Annotated in this window: 11 protein-coding genes; 8 read left to right on the top strand and 3 right to left on the bottom strand. The window is 60.5% G+C overall.

Going from position 1 to position 14,329, the window contains the following annotated elements; translation table 11 throughout:
* Positions 1–2 precede the first annotated feature (2 nt).
* The 7 genes from uca (at position 3) to urtE (ending at position 9,853) form a co-directional block, all read left to right on the top strand.
* Positions 3–3,620 carry an urea carboxylase gene (uca, locus tag NIM72_RS15025; RefSeq protein WP_253421032.1) on the top strand — a complete coding sequence of 1,206 codons (3,618 nt, stop codon included), beginning with the start codon at positions 3–5 and terminating at the stop codon, positions 3,618–3,620.
* A gap of 9 nt (positions 3,621–3,629) precedes the next feature.
* On the top strand, positions 3,630–4,331 hold the full coding sequence (locus tag NIM72_RS15020; protein WP_253421029.1) for a GntR family transcriptional regulator: 702 nt from the start codon (positions 3,630–3,632) through the stop codon (positions 4,329–4,331).
* 27 nt (positions 4,332–4,358) lie between these two features.
* On the top strand, positions 4,359–5,627 hold the full coding sequence (gene urtA, locus NIM72_RS15015) for an urea ABC transporter substrate-binding protein (protein ID WP_161731743.1): 1,269 nt from the start codon (positions 4,359–4,361) through the stop codon (positions 5,625–5,627).
* A 99-nt stretch (positions 5,628–5,726) separates the two neighbouring features.
* A complete protein-coding gene (gene urtB, locus NIM72_RS15010) occupies positions 5,727–7,292 on the top strand; it encodes an urea ABC transporter permease subunit UrtB (RefSeq protein WP_253421026.1) in 1,566 nt (521 codons plus the stop codon).
* A complete protein-coding gene (gene urtC, locus NIM72_RS15005) occupies positions 7,292–8,365 on the top strand; it encodes an urea ABC transporter permease subunit UrtC (RefSeq protein WP_253421024.1) in 1,074 nt (357 codons plus the stop codon). Before urtB ends, urtC begins: the two co-directional genes overlap by 1 nt.
* On the top strand, positions 8,362–9,153 hold the full coding sequence (gene urtD, locus NIM72_RS15000) for an urea ABC transporter ATP-binding protein UrtD (RefSeq protein ID WP_161731728.1): 792 nt from the start codon (positions 8,362–8,364) through the stop codon (positions 9,151–9,153). The genes urtC and urtD overlap by 4 nt, the downstream gene beginning before the upstream one ends.
* A gap of 1 nt (position 9,154) precedes the next feature.
* Positions 9,155–9,853 (top strand): urea ABC transporter ATP-binding subunit UrtE, encoded by a 699-nt coding sequence (gene urtE / locus NIM72_RS14995; protein WP_253421021.1) that lies wholly within the window; start codon positions 9,155–9,157, stop codon positions 9,851–9,853.
* 7 nt (positions 9,854–9,860) lie between these two features.
* Here urtE and NIM72_RS14990 read toward each other — a convergent pair whose 3' ends face one another.
* From NIM72_RS14990 to rbsK, 3 genes are read right to left on the bottom strand one after another with little or no spacing between them, the layout of a single operon-like run.
* Complete coding sequence (locus NIM72_RS14990; RefSeq protein ID WP_253421019.1) at positions 9,861–10,874, bottom strand: aldose 1-epimerase family protein; 1,014 nt, start codon at positions 10,872–10,874, stop codon at positions 9,861–9,863.
* Complete coding sequence (gene fucP, locus NIM72_RS14985; RefSeq protein ID WP_161731731.1) at positions 10,871–12,196, bottom strand: L-fucose:H+ symporter permease; 1,326 nt, start codon at positions 12,194–12,196, stop codon at positions 10,871–10,873. Before fucP ends, NIM72_RS14990 begins: the two co-directional genes overlap by 4 nt.
* Before the next feature lie 9 nt (positions 12,197–12,205).
* On the bottom strand, positions 12,206–13,123 hold the full coding sequence (gene rbsK / locus NIM72_RS14980) for a ribokinase (RefSeq protein ID WP_161731733.1): 918 nt from the start codon (positions 13,121–13,123) through the stop codon (positions 12,206–12,208).
* Between the two features lie 380 nt (positions 13,124–13,503).
* Between rbsK and deoR the strand changes: the two genes are divergently transcribed.
* Positions 13,504–14,268 (top strand): DNA-binding transcriptional repressor DeoR, encoded by a 765-nt coding sequence (deoR, locus tag NIM72_RS14975; RefSeq protein ID WP_161731745.1) that lies wholly within the window; start codon positions 13,504–13,506, stop codon positions 14,266–14,268.
* Positions 14,269–14,329: the final 61 nt, after the last annotated feature.

Raw genomic sequence — 14,329 nt, 5'->3', positions numbered from 1 at the left:
GCATGTTCACCACCGTACTGATTGCCAACCGCGGCGAAATTGCCTGCCGCGCCATCCGCACTCTGAAGCGCCTCGGGGTGACAAGCGTCGCAGTCTACTCCGACGCTGACCGCAACGCGCAGCACGTTAAGCAGGCCGATATCGCTATCGCGCTGGGCGGCGACAAAGCCAGCGACAGCTATCTTCGTATCGACAAAATCCTGGCGGCGGCGCAGCAGAGCGGCGCGCAGGCGATCTGGCCAGGCTACGGTTTTCTTTCTGAAAGCCAGCCGTTTGCTGACGCCTGCGACGCGGCGGGCATCGCCTTTGTCGGCCCTACCGCGCAGCAGATTGGTGAGTTCGGCCTGAAGCACCGCGCCCGTGAGCTGGCAGCCAGCGCGGGTGTCCCGATGACACCAGGTACACCGCTGCTCGCCTCGCTGGAGGCGGCGTTACAGGCCGCCGATGAAATAGGCTATCCGGTGATGCTGAAAAGCACGGCGGGCGGCGGCGGCATTGGCCTGACGCGCTGCGCCGATGCCGATGCGCTCGCCAGCGCCTGGGAGAGCGTGCGCCGTCTGGGCGAACAGTTCTTCAGTGATGCCGGCGTTTTTCTGGAGCGCTGTATCGATCGCGCCCGCCACGTTGAAGTGCAGATTTTTGGTGATGGCACCGGCACCGTGGTGGCACTGGGCGAACGCGACTGCTCACTGCAGCGCCGCAATCAGAAGGTGGTGGAAGAGACGCCGGCACCCGGTTTATCGCAGGCGACGCGTGACGCCCTGCTCGCCTCGGCGGTTCGGCTCGGCGAGCGGGTTAACTACCGCAGCGCAGGTACCGTGGAGTATATCTACGACGTCGACCAGCAGACCTTTTACTTTCTGGAAGTGAACACCCGTCTGCAGGTGGAACATCCGGTCACAGAATGCGTCACCGGACTCGATCTGATCGAATGCATGTTGCAGGTGGCGGCGGGCGATGCGGTGGACTGGGCACGTCTGCAGCGGCCTCCAAAGGGCGCGGCCATTGAGGTGCGGCTCTACGCGGAAGATCCGCTGAAGAACTTTCAGCCCAGCCCCGGCCTGCTCACCAGCGTAACCTTCCCAGACGGCGTGCGGGTCGACAGCGGCATCGAAACCGGTAGCGAGGTCTCCAGCTTCTACGATCCAATGATCGCCAAGCTGATTGTGCATGCCAGCACCCGCGATGCGGCGCTGGAAAAACTACACCAGGCGCTGGATGCCACGCAGCTGCATGGCATCGCCACCAACCTCGACTATCTGCGCCAGATCACCACCAGCGACGCTTTTCGCAGTGGCAACGTCTGGACGCGCTACCTCGACAGCGTCGTCCCTGCCTCCTCCGTAGTGGAAGTGCTGCAGCCCGGCACCTTCAGTTCGGTTCAGGACTACCCTGGTCGCCTCGGCTACTGGGATATTGGTGTGCCGCCTTCCGGCCCGATGGATGACCTCGCGTTCCGGTTGGCGAACCGCATCGTCGGTAACCATGAATCAGCCGCAGGCCTGGAATTTACTCTGCAGGGACCGACGCTGCGTTTCCACTGCGATGCCATTCTGGCGCTGACCGGCGCGGACTGCAACGCCCGGCTTGATGGAGAACCGGTCAGCACCTGGCAGCCGCTGGCCGTGAAAGCGGGACAGACTCTGGCGCTGGGACGCGCGCGGACCGGCTGCCGCAGCTATCTGGCGGTGCGTAACGGCTTCGACGTGCCGGAATATCTGGGCAGCCGCAGCACCTTTTCACTGGGACAGTTTGGCGGTCACGCCGGACGTACCCTGCGCGTGGCCGATATGCTGGCGATCTCACAGCCTGAACGGGCAGCCTGCACCACGCCTGCGCCAGTCAGCGATCCGCAGCCGCTCGATACCGCACTGATTCCGCACTACGGCAGTGAATGGCGCATCGGCGTGCTCTACGGCCCGCACGGCGCACCAGACTTCTTCACCCAGGCTGCCATCGACGAGTTCTTTGCCAGCGACTGGCAGGTGCACTACAACTCCAACCGCCTCGGCGTGCGGCTGGTTGGCCCGAAACCGACCTGGACCCGCGCCAACGGCGGCGAAGCGGGCCTGCACCCCTCCAACGTTCACGACTGTGAATATGCCATCGGCGCGGTCAATTTCACCGGCGACTTCCCGGTGATCCTGACGCACGATGGCCCGAGCCTGGGCGGCTTTGTCTGTCCGGTAACTATCGCCAAAGCCGAGCTGTGGAAAGTGGGTCAGGTCAAACCTGGCGACACCATCCGCTTCCATCCCATTACGGCAGACGATGCGCTGGCGCGGGAAAAAGCACAGATGCACCTGGTCGACACCCTGCGACCGGAACAACCCCCAACCTTTGCCGTGCCGTCGCTGGCCGAAACCGCTCACGGCTCCGCCACGATTCTGGCCGCCATTGAGGCTACCAACAGCACGCCAAAAGTGGTCTATCGCCAGGCGGGCGATAAATATGTGCTGATTGAGTATGGTGACAACGTGCTGGACCTGGCGCTGCGCCTGCGCGTCCATCTGCTGATGAATGCGCTAACGGCGCAGGCGGAGACGGGTGTCGGGGAGCTGTCGCCTGGCGTGCGTTCGCTGCAGGTGCGCTACGACAGCCGCATCATTAGCCAGTCCCGGCTGATGTCACTGCTGCTGGCGCTGGAAGCGACGCTGGGCGACGTCAGCACGCTGAAAGTGCCCTCCCGCGTGGTGTGGATGCCGATGGCATTTGAAGACAGCGCCACGCTGGGTGCGGTCAGCCGCTATCAGGAGACGGTGCGTGCCAGCGCGCCCTGGCTGCCCAACAACGTCGATTTTATCCAGCGCATTAACGGTTTAAGCAGCCGCGATGAGGTACGCGACACCCTGTTCGACGCCAGCTATCTGGTGCTGGGGCTGGGCGACGTCTATCTTGGCGCACCCTGTGCCGTGCCGATCGATCCGCGCCATCGCCTGCTGAGTTCCAAATACAGTCCGGCGCGCACCTTCACCGCCGAAGGCACCGTCGGGATTGGCGGCATGTATATGTGTATCTACGGCATGGATTCGCCCGGCGGCTATCAGCTGGTGGGCCGCACGCTGCCTATCTGGAACACCTTCCTGAAAAACCCGCAGTTCGCGCCCGATGCGCCGTGGCTGCTGCGCTTCTTCGATCAGGTACGCTTCTATCCGGTAAGTGAAACCGAACTGAACCAGCTGCGCGAAGATTTCCGGGAAGGTCGTGCCAGCCTGCGTATTGAAGAGACGCAGTTTGATTTTGCCGCCCACCAGCAGTTCCTCGCCGACCACGCCGCTGAGATTGCCGCGTTCCGCCAGCGCCAGGCCACCGCCTTTGAACAGGAAGTGCAGCTCTGGGCGCAGGAAGAGCAGAACGCAACGCAGGCGGATGACACGCCTGCCAGCGTCATCGAAGAGGAGGAGAACGGGCTGCCGGTGCAGGCGGACCTCAATGGCAACATCTGGAAAGTGCTGGTGCAGCCGGGCGACGCAGTCAGCGCCGGGCAGACGCTGATTATCGTCGAGGCGATGAAGATGGAGCTGGCGATTGTCGCCCCGCAGGCCGGTCGGGTAACGCGGATTGCCTGTCAGGCGGGCCGTCCGGTCAGTCCTGGCGACACCCTGCTGTGGCTGGAATAAGGAGCGCCGATGACAACCCAACCTCAATCCCCTAAAGCGCGCCCGGAAGCGCTGGCCGAACGGGTCTATCAGGCGCTGAAGGCCGATATTTTCGCCTTTCGCCTGATGCCGGGCGATCGTTTCAGCGAAAGCGAAATCGCCGGACGGATGGCGGTCAGCCGCACGCCGGTGCGCCAGGCGCTGTTCCGGCTGGAGCGCGAAGGCTTTGTCGAAGTGTGGTTCCGCAGCGGCTGGCAGATTAAAAATTTCGATTTCGCCTGGTTCGAATCGCTGTATGACCTGCGCACGGTGCTGGAGTGCGAGGCGGTAAAACGCCTCTGCGCCCTGCCTGCGCCGCAGTCTGGCGCGCTGTTAAGCGAACTGAATCAGTTCTGGTGTGAGGCAGAGGCGCTCACCGAGGGCCTGGTGGTGTCGCAGCATGACGAGGCGTTTCACATGACGCTGGTCGCGGCAGCGGGTAACCCGGAGATGGCGCGCATTCACGCCGAACTCACGGAGAAGATCCGCATTATCCGTCGGCTCGACTTCACCCGTGATGACCGCGTCTATGCCACTTATCAGGAACATGCGCAGATTTTACAGGCGATCTTTCAGCAGCAGACCATCGAGGCACAACGCATCCTGACCGATCACATCGCCGTCAGTAAGGCGGAGGTCAGGAAGATCACCCTGCACCGCCTCCAGCAGGCCCGGCTCCAGCTTACCGAATAACATAACAACCACCCAGGGGTTTAAATGATGAAAAGACGTTCGTTGATCAAGGCTTTCGCCCTCTCCGCCACCGTTATCAGCATGGGGTTCGCCTGGAGTGCGCAGGCGGCTGACACCATCAAAGTGGGTATCATGCATTCGCTCTCTGGCACCATGGCGATTTCTGAAACGCCACTGAAAGATGTGGCGCTGATGACCATTGATGAGATCAACGCAAAAGGCGGCGTGCTGGGGAAAAAGCTGGAACCGGTGGTGGTCGATCCCGCCTCTAACTGGCCGTTATTTGCCGAGAAAGCGCGGCAGCTGCTGACTCAGGATAAAGCGGCAGTGGTGTTTGGCTGCTGGACTTCAGTGTCACGCAAATCGGTACTGCCGGTGTTTGAAGAGCTGAACGGCCTGCTGTTCTATCCGGTGCAGTATGAAGGGGAAGAGATGTCACCCAACGTCTTCTACACCGGCGCGGCGCCTAACCAGCAGGCGATTCCGGCGGTGGAGTACCTGATGAGCGAAGATGGCGGCAGCGCGAAACGCTTTTTCCTGCTGGGTACCGACTACGTCTATCCGCGCACCACCAACAAAATCCTGCGCGCCTTCCTGCACAGCAAAGGCGTGGCCGACAAAGATATCGAAGAGGTCTACACGCCGTTTGGTTACAGCGACTACCAGACCATCGTGTCCAACATCAAAAAGTTCGCGGCAGGCGGTAAAACGGCGGTGGTCTCGACCATCAACGGCGACTCCAACGTACCGTTCTACAAAGAGCTGGCGAACCAGGGCATCAAAGCTACTGACATTCCAGTGGTCGCCTTTTCGGTGGGCGAAGAGGAGCTGCGCGGCATCGACACCAAACCGCTGGTGGGTCAGTTAGCGGCCTGGAACTATTTCGAGTCGATCGATAATCCGACCAACGCGAAGTTCGTCGCCGATTACCGCGCCTACGCCAAAGCACACAACCTGCCGAATGCGGCTACCGTCGTCACCAACGACCCGATGGAAGCAACTTATGTTGGCATCCATATGTGGGCGCAGGCGGTGGAAAAAGCGGGCACGACGGATGTGGACAAAGTACGCGCGGCGATGGCCGGTCAGACCTTCAACGCGCCGGATGGCTTTACCCTGACCATGGATCAGACCAACCATCATCTGCATAAGCCGGTCATGATTGGCGAAGTAGAAGAGAACGGTCAGTTCAGCGTGGTGTGGCAGACCGATAAGCCGGTGCGGGCACAGCCGTGGAGCCCGTACATTGCCGGTAACGACAAGAAGCCCGATCACCCGGTGAAGACCGCGCAGTAAGCGCGCGTTGCTGATGAGAAAGCGTCACCCGCTGTGACGCGGCAGCACGGCAGCACTCAACAGGCTGCCGTGCTGACCTTCCCAAACGAGGCTCCTTTTATGAATCTATGTCGCTGCTTTTTCAGCCTGCTGCTGCTGCTCCCGCTGTTTGCGAGTGCCGGACCGGCGGCTGATTTTGCCGCCGCCAGCCGCAGCCAGCAGGCCACGCTGCTGCAACAGTGGGCCACCGCACCGGACAGTCATCGCTTGCCGCTGCTGGAAGCGCTGCATGCCGAAACGGTGGTCATCGACCAGAATAAACAGCCGTTCAGCCAGCAGGGATCCACGCTGCAGCCGCTGGATGCGGTGGCGCAGCCCACAGGAAACCTGAAAAAGCTGTTTATGAACAATCGCCTGCGCGTGCTGGTTAACAATGCGCTGGCCGCCCACCAGCTGGTGAGCAGCGATGCGGCACTGCGCCTGCGCGCAGCGCAGCAGTTGCAGAATGGGGGTGCCGCTGACCAGTTGCCGCTGCTGGAACAGCGCCTGGCCGCCGAACAGGACAGCCGGGTGCATGCCGCATTAGCGCTGGCGCTGGCGAACCTGCAACTGGCGGATGACGAGCCGATGGTGCGCCTGCGGGCGGTAAAACTGCTGGGCGAATCCAGCGATCCTAACACGCAGGCCAGTCTGCAACGCCTGACTCAGCCCGCGAATGAGCCGGACGCCATGGTGCGGGCAGCCGCGGCGGAAAGCCTGCAACAGATTCAGAAACGGCTGATGTGGGGCGATCTGCTGGGGCAGGCGTTTAGCGGCCTGTCACTGGGGTCCATCCTGCTGCTGGCTGCGCTGGGCCTGGCGATCACCTATGGCCTGCTGGGGGTGATCAACATGGCGCACGGTGAAATGCTGATGCTCGGCGCGTACGCCACCTGGTGGGTTCAGAGCCTGTTCCAGCAGTTTGCACCGGACTATTTAGCCTGGTATCCGCTGCTGGCGCTGCCGGTCGCCTTTATGGTCACTGCCGCTATCGGTATGGCACTGGAGCGCACCATCATTCGCCATCTCTATGGCCGTCCGCTGGAGACGCTGCTTGCTACCTGGGGGATCAGCCTGATGCTGATCCAGCTGGTGCGGGTGCTGTTCGGGGCGCAGAACCTGGAGGTGGCGAACCCGTCGTGGCTCTCCGGCGGCTTACAGCTGCTGCCTAATCTGGTGCTGCCGTGGAACCGCATCGCGGTAATCCTGTTTGTGGTGTTTGTACTGGCGCTGACCTGGCTGCTGCTGAACCGGACCCGCCTTGGCATGAACGTGCGCGCCGTGACCCAGAACCGCGCCATGGCGGAGTGCTGCGGCGTGCCGACCGGCCGCGTCGATATGCTGGCATTTGGCCTCGGTTCGGGCATTGCCGGGCTGGGCGGCGTGGCGCTGTCACAGCTCGGAAACGTCGGGCCGGAGCTGGGTCAGGGCTACATCATCGACTCGTTCCTGGTGGTGGTGCTGGGTGGCGTCGGCCAGTTAGCGGGCACCGTGGTTGCCGCGTTCAGCCTGGGGATTTTGAACAAAGTGCTGGAGCCGCAGATTGGCGCGGTGCTGGGCAAGATCCTGATTCTGGTGATTATCGTGCTGTTTATTCAGAAACGCCCGCAGGGGCTGTTTGCGGTTAAAGGAAGGGTGACTGACTGATGACGCAACCCATCACGCTTCGCGTGGCGCGCACCGCGCCGCGCCTGACGATCGGCATCGGCGTGGCGATCACTCTGGCATTACTGGTGATGCCATTTCTGGCGCTGCTGCCCGCCACGCATCCGCTGGCGATCTCCACCTATACCCTGACGCTGGTCGGCAAAATCCTCTGCTATGCGGTGATCGCGGTGGCGCTGGATCTGGTGTGGGGCTACGCCGGACTGTTGTCGCTGGGTCACGGCCTGTTCTTTGCCCTGGGCGGATATGCCATGGGCATGTACCTGATGCGCCAGGCTGCCGGTGAGGGTTTGCCCGCCTTCATGTCCTTTCTCTCCTGGCGTGAACTTCCCTGGTTCTGGACCGGCACCGACTATTTCGTCTGGGCGCTCTGTCTGAGCATGCTGGTGCCGGGCCTGCTGGCGCTGGTGTTTGGCTTCTTCGCCTTTCGCTCGAAGATCAAAGGCGTCTACTTCTCCATCATGACCCAGGCGCTGACCTACGCCGGAATGCTGCTGTTCTTCCGCAACGAAACCGGTTTTGGCGGCAACAACGGCTTTACCGGCTTTACCACCCTGCTCGGCTTTTCGGTGACGGCGACCGGCACCCGCATCGGGCTGTTTATCGCCACCGTGTTGCTGCTGCTGCTGAGCCTGGGGATCGGCTTTGCCCTGGCGAGCAGCAAGTTTGGCCGGGTGCTGACCGCAGTACGCGATGCCGAAAACCGTCTGATGTTCTGTGGTTACGACCCGCGCGGCTTCAAGCTGTTTGTCTGGACGCTCTCCGCCGTGCTGTGCGGCCTGGCCGGGGCGCTCTATGTGCCGCAGGTCGGCATTATCAATCCGGGTGAGATGTCACCGGCCAACTCGATAGAAGCGGCAATCTGGGTGGCGCTGGGCGGACGCGGCACGCTGATAGGCCCACTGCTGGGCGCGGCGATTGTGAACGGCGCGCGCAGCTTCTTCACCGTCGCCTTCCCTGAATACTGGCTCTTCTTCCTGGGACTGATGTTTATCCTGGTCACGCTGTTTCTGCCGCACGGCGTGATTGGCCTGCTGCGTCGGAGGAAAAAATGAGTGATGTCCTGTTTACCCAGACTCAACTGGCGGATCGCCATCGGGCGCAGCGCGATCCGGTGCTGCAACTGGAGAAAATCAGCGTGTCGTTTGACGGTTTCCGGGCGCTGACCGATCTGTCGCTGCAGATCGGCGTCGGTGAACTGCGCTGCGTGATCGGCCCTAACGGTGCGGGCAAAACCACGCTGATGGATGTGATTACCGGCAAAACGCGTCCTGACGCTGGCCGGGTGATCTACGACCAGGATAGCGATCTGACCCGCCTTTCACCGGTGGAGATCGCCCGCGCCGGTATCGGCCGTAAGTTCCAGAAACCCACGGTGTTTGAGGCGTTAACCGTGTTCGAGAATCTGGAGATCGCGCTCAAAGACGACAAATCGGTCTGGGCCAGCCTGCGCGCCCGCCTCAGCGGCGAACAGCGTGACCGCATTGATGAGGTGCTGAAACTGCTGCGGCTGGGCGGCGAACGCCAGCGTCGCGCGGGCCTGCTGTCACACGGCCAGAAGCAGTTTCTGGAGATCGGCATGCTGCTGGTGCAGGAGCCGCATCTGCTGCTGCTGGATGAACCGGCCGCGGGTATGACCGATGCCGAAACGGCCTACACCGCCGAGCTGTTCCGCAGCCTGGCGGGCAAGCATTCGCTGATGGTGGTGGAGCATGACATGGGCTTTGTCGAGACTATCGCCGACCATGTCACCGTGCTGCATCAGGGACAGGTGCTGGCCGAGGGTTCGCTGCGCGACGTGCAGTCCAACGAGCAGGTTATCGACGTTTATCTGGGGCGCTGAAATGTTACAGGTTACTGAACTGAATCAATATTATGGCGGCAGTCATATTCTGCGCGGCCTGTCATTTGAGGTTAAGATTGGCGAAATTACCTGTCTGCTGGGGCGCAACGGCGTGGGGAAAACCACGCTGCTGAAATGCCTGATGGGGCTGATTCCGGCGAAGTCAGGCGAGATTCACTGGCAGCAGCAGCGCATGAATGGCCGCAAGCCGCACCAGCGGGTGCAGGCGGGCATCGCCTATGTGCCGCAGGGTCGGGAAATCTTTCCGCGTCTGACGGTGGAAGAGAACCTGCTGATGGGCCTGTCACGCTTTCCGGCTGCCCAGGCACGTGAAGTACCGGAGGAGATCTACCAACTTTTTCCGGTGCTGCTGGCGATGAAGTCACGCCGGGGCGGCGATCTCTCAGGCGGTCAGCAGCAGCAACTGGCGATCGGCCGGGCGCTGGCCTGCCGGCCACAGCTGCTGATCCTCGACGAGCCGACCGAAGGGATCCAGCCTTCGGTGATCAAAGAGATCGGCGCGGTAATCCGCCAGCTGGCGCAGCGGGGCGATATGGCGATCCTGCTGGTGGAGCAGTTTTATGACTTCGCAGCGGAGCTGGCGGACAGTTATCTGGTGATGTCGCGCGGGGAGTTCGTGCAGCGTGGCCGCGGCGACACCATGGAAGCTGAGGGTGTGCGCGGCCTGGTGGCGATTTAAATCCGGCTCAGAGCAGGCCGGTCTCGACGGAGAAGTGCCGCTCTTCGCCGCTGGCCAGGGTGATCAGCGTACCGGCCTGCTGCGCGGCCAGAAAGCCCTCTGGACGACAGGTGGCGGGCAGAATGTAGGCCGCCACCTGCTGATCGTGGTTATGCAGCAGCCAGCGGGTCGCGTGCGGAAACTGCGCGGTAGAGAAGCGCGTCATCAGCGCATAGCCCTGCGGCGAATGCAGCTCAAACTGCACGTCATCGCCATACTGCGGCAGATCGTCCGCGAAGAAGACGATCTCCGGCTCGCAGAGTTGCGGCTGATCGAGCTGTTGTAACGCCTGTGGATCGCGCGATAAGTGATCCGTGTACTCGCGCCAGGCAGGTGTGGGTTTAAGGTGTGCGGGGATCGAGCGACGCAGCTGGAATGCCCGATCGGGGATCGACTGCCGGAAGCGTCCCTGGTCGATCCACGCGCTGTTGAGGTGACACATATACTGCAGCGGCATCGCCGCGCCCGCCAGATTGGTCACCGTCATCGCTATCGTCAGACGGGGCCGATCGGCCTGAAGGCGGACGGCAGGTGCCGCAAGGTAGTGATGGCCGAAGCCTTTAACATATTCACACTCCCCTTCCAGCGACAGCGTCTGATCCTCCAGCACCAGCCAGGCGCTGTCCATGCGGGCGCAGGCCATCTCACCGTGCAGCGGATGATCGTCCTCTGGTGCGGGACAGCCGTTGGCCAGCAGTCCCGAATGAAAGGCAAAACAGCCGTAAGTGTCGATGATCGACTTGGCGGGCAGCGGCTGTTTAAAACTGTGGCTCATGGTCAGATTGTGCTCGTCGAACTGCACGTCCCAGACCATCTGTCCGAGAAATGGCAGCACGGTCACGCTGCCGCGCCGGTTATGAATGCGCACCGCCTCAATGCCCGCCGGATAGCGAAACAGCTCAACCCGGAAGTCATCGCTCTCTAACAGCACCCAGGGTGTGGTGTGAAACTGTTCACTGGCTAAAGGTAAACGGGTTTTCATGGTGACTCCTCCGCCAGACGACCGGTCGCAACCAGCTGTTTTTTATGGCGCAGTTCGCCATAGAAGTAGAATCCGACCCAGGCGAAACAGAGCAGCGAGACGCCAAATGCCCGCTGCATCGAACCCAGTGAGTCCGAAACCAGGCCCTGCAGCGCCGGGACAAAGGCCGCACCGACAATCGCCATCACGATAAACGCGCCTGCGACTTCGGTGTATTTGTTATCGACCGTCGCCAGCGTTCCCGCGTAGATCGTCGCCCAGCAGGGACCAAACAGCACGCTGACAAACACAGCGGCGTAGACGGCGGTAAAGTTCGGCACCAGCATCACATAGGCCAGCGTCAGCACGCCCAGCACCGAATAGGCGATCAGCACTTTCTCGGCACGGAAGCGGGTCATCAGGAAGTTCGCCACGAACTTACCGATAAAAAAGCAGACGAAGCTGTAGATCATAAAGTTAGAGGCGTGACGTTCGTTGGTCGCCCCCAGCGTCAGCGCCAGACGAATGGTAAACGACCAGACCGCGACCTGCATGCCAACATAGAGGAACTGGGTCACAATGCCGCGTTTAAAGTGACGATTAGCGGCCAGATAGCGGAAGGTCTCGCCCAGCGAGGGGCGCGATCTCTCATTACTCTCAGGTTTGCAGCGCGGATAGCGGGTGAACATAAACAGCAGCATTACGACTACCAGCACCATCACCAGATATTTGTAAGGCTCCAGCGTGTGCTCCAGCATCGTCAGACGGAAGGCATGCGCCTGCTCTGCCGTCATCGTCGCCATCTGACTCTCCAGGCTGTCGCCCTCCTGGAACACCAGATATTTACCCAGCACGATCCCCATCAGCGCACCAATCGGATAGAAGGTCTGGCTGACGTTGAGGCGCAGCGTCGCATGGTCACGATGACCAATCATCGAACTGTAGGTATTGGCCGCAGTTTCCAGGAAGCTCAGGCCGATGGCGATAGCAAAGATCGCCGCCAGGAACATGGTGTAGGTCGCCATGTGCGAAGCGGGATAAAAGGCGATACAGCCAGCGATATAGAGTGCCAGGCCGATCATGATTGCCATCTTGTAACTGGTTTTACGGATCACCAGCGAGGCGGGGATCGCAATCAGAAAATAGCCGCCATAAAAGGCGCTCTGCACCAGCGCACTGGCAAAATCGCTCAGGGCGAACACGCTTTTAAACTGGGTGATCAGGATATCGTTAAGACTCGCTGCACAACCCCAGAGCGGAAAGAGGCACGACAGCAGAATGAACTGGAACAGCGGCGTTTTATTCAGATAGCCATCAGATTGCTGAACAATTTTCTGTTGCATAGCAGAACCTCAGTTACGGTTGAGAAAACGTTGGAAACACTCGGCGTCGGGATAAGCGCGCTGGGTGCCGCGCCCGGTGACGCTGCAGGCGGCATAAGCAGAGGCCTGGGTCATAGCGGCGACCACATCGCCGGTTTTCACCAGCAGATACGCGAAACAGCCGATAAAGGCATCGCCCGCACCGCTGGTATCCACCGCCTGAACCGGCGTGGCGGCCACGCGATGGATCTCGTCGCCGCTCATCCAGACCGAGCCCCGGCTGCCCAACGTGATAATCAGATTTTTAAGGCCATGCTTCAGCAGCGACTGCCCGGCCAGGATCACCTCTTCATCAGTGTTGACCGGCAGGCCGGTGAGGATCTCCAGCTCGGTTTCGTTCGGCATAAAGAAGTCGCATTTGCAGGCGTAGTGAATATCCAGCGTGGCGACGGCCGGCGCCGGATTCAGGATCACGCTGATCTGATGCTGGCGGGCAAAATCGATGGCGTAATAGACCGTTTCCAGCGGGATCTCCAGTTGCAGGATGATCAGCTCACAGGCTTTCAGCGCCTCTGCCGCGTCGTCGATATCGGCCGGTTTCAGCTGCTGGTTGGCCCCTTTGATGATCAGAATGCGGTTCTGCGACTGGTCATCGACAAAAATCGGTGCCACGCCGCTGGAGACGCCTGTTGCAGTAGTGACAAAGCGCGTGTCCACGCCCTGCTGCTGCAGATTAGCAACGGTGTTGGGAGCAAAGAGATCGTCGCCGACCTTGCTGACCATCATTACGTTGCCACCCATTTTCGCGGCCGCGACCGCCTGGTTAGCGCCTTTACCGCCGCAGCCAATGGCAAAGTCGGGCGCTTCAAGGGTTTCGCCCGCTTTCGGCAGGCTGTTGGTATAGGTAATCAGATCGACCATGTTTGAGCCGATAACCGCAATTGTCATGACAGAACTCCCGGATGTTTTTCACACTTAAAATGTTATTAAATTAACAATAACCTTTCTTAAAGGTTAAATATGTGACAAAAACCACATCCTGAAGTGGCAGATACCGGCGGTAAACGGCATAAAGGGGGATTTAAAGTGTTACTATTATAACAAGATAACATCAGGGGCCATGACGGCTGAGAGATGTTACCGCCAGTGATGATGGGCCGGGATCACCGCACGGCGGAGGTTTGCGGCTCTTACAGATTGCGGGTAAGATTGACTGCCAGCCTGGCGGATGAGACGCAACTCATTCAAATCTGTGAGGTTTGTCGCGATATAGCGTCGATTCCGGCGTTCCTGCTCCGCACTACAGGATAGGTAACAGAGAGATGACCATGGAAACCCGGCGCGACGAACGCATTCACAAGCTGACCCAGGCGCTTAAACGCACCGACAAACTGCATCTGAAAGATGCGGCCCACTTGTTAGGCGTCTCAGAGATGACGGTTCGCCGTGATTTAACCGAGCCAGGCTCCAGCGTGGTCCTGCTGGGCGGCTATATCGTCAGCGACCCGAAAAGTCATGCCGGCCACTATTTTGTCAGCGATCAGCATGGGCAGAATGCCGCCAGAAAGCAGCGGCTGGCGCAGACGGCAGCCAGCCTGATCAGCGAAAACGATACGGTCTTCTTTGACTGCGGCACTACCCTGCCCTATATCGTTGATGCCATTCCTGACACGCTGTCATTTACTGCCATCTGCTGCGCCATGAACACCTTTCTGACCCTGAAAGAGAAACCGGCCTGTAGTGTGATTCTGAGCGGCGGTGAATTTCATGCCGACAATGCGCTGTTTACGCCGATTGGCGTGCATACCCTCCTGGACGATCTCTGTCCGACGCTGGCCTTTATCTCTGCGGCGGGCATCGACAAAGATCAGGGGGCGACCTGCTACAATACCAATGAGCTGATGATGAAACATCACGCCATGCTGCGTGCCCAAAAGTCGGTGCTGGTGGCGGACAGCAGTAAATATGGCAAAGTGCTGCCCGCCCGCATCGCCGGGCTACAGCGCTTTGATCTGCTGGTGAGTGACAGCGCGCCCGACCAGGCATTGCAGAACTGGCTGGCACAGCAGGCGATACCACTGCGCCTGCCCTGAGGCCTGCCCCGGTACTATCGTCAGCAATTGAGCGCGGAAATCAGTCAGTTATCCCGCACGT

It is taken from the genome of Pantoea sp. B550 (assembly GCF_024158165.1).
Taxonomy (GTDB): domain Bacteria; phylum Pseudomonadota; class Gammaproteobacteria; order Enterobacterales; family Enterobacteriaceae; genus Pantoea; species Pantoea alfalfae.
This window is presented reverse-complemented; position numbering and strand designations above follow the sequence as displayed.

What these genes read in the sequence shown, in the direction of transcription:
- uca (WP_253421032.1), top strand. Translation starts at nt 3, where the DNA reads ATGTTCACCACCGTACTGATTGCCAACCGCGGCGAAATTGCCTGCCGC.
- NIM72_RS15020 (WP_253421029.1), top strand. Translation starts at nt 3,630, where the DNA reads ATGACAACCCAACCTCAATCCCCTAAAGCGCGCCCGGAAGCGCTGGCC.
- urtA (WP_161731743.1), top strand. Translation starts at nt 4,359, where the DNA reads ATGAAAAGACGTTCGTTGATCAAGGCTTTCGCCCTCTCCGCCACCGTT.
- urtB (WP_253421026.1), top strand. Translation starts at nt 5,727, where the DNA reads ATGAATCTATGTCGCTGCTTTTTCAGCCTGCTGCTGCTGCTCCCGCTG.
- urtC (WP_253421024.1), top strand. Translation starts at nt 7,292, where the DNA reads ATGACGCAACCCATCACGCTTCGCGTGGCGCGCACCGCGCCGCGCCTG.
- urtD (WP_161731728.1), top strand. Translation starts at nt 8,362, where the DNA reads ATGAGTGATGTCCTGTTTACCCAGACTCAACTGGCGGATCGCCATCGG.
- urtE (WP_253421021.1), top strand. Translation starts at nt 9,155, where the DNA reads ATGTTACAGGTTACTGAACTGAATCAATATTATGGCGGCAGTCATATT.
- NIM72_RS14990 (WP_253421019.1), bottom strand. Translation starts at nt 10,874, where the DNA reads ATGAAAACCCGTTTACCTTTAGCCAGTGAACAGTTTCACACCACACCC.
- fucP (WP_161731731.1), bottom strand. Translation starts at nt 12,196, where the DNA reads ATGCAACAGAAAATTGTTCAGCAATCTGATGGCTATCTGAATAAAACG.
- rbsK (WP_161731733.1), bottom strand. Translation starts at nt 13,123, where the DNA reads ATGACAATTGCGGTTATCGGCTCAAACATGGTCGATCTGATTACCTAT.
- deoR (WP_161731745.1), top strand. Translation starts at nt 13,504, where the DNA reads ATGGAAACCCGGCGCGACGAACGCATTCACAAGCTGACCCAGGCGCTT.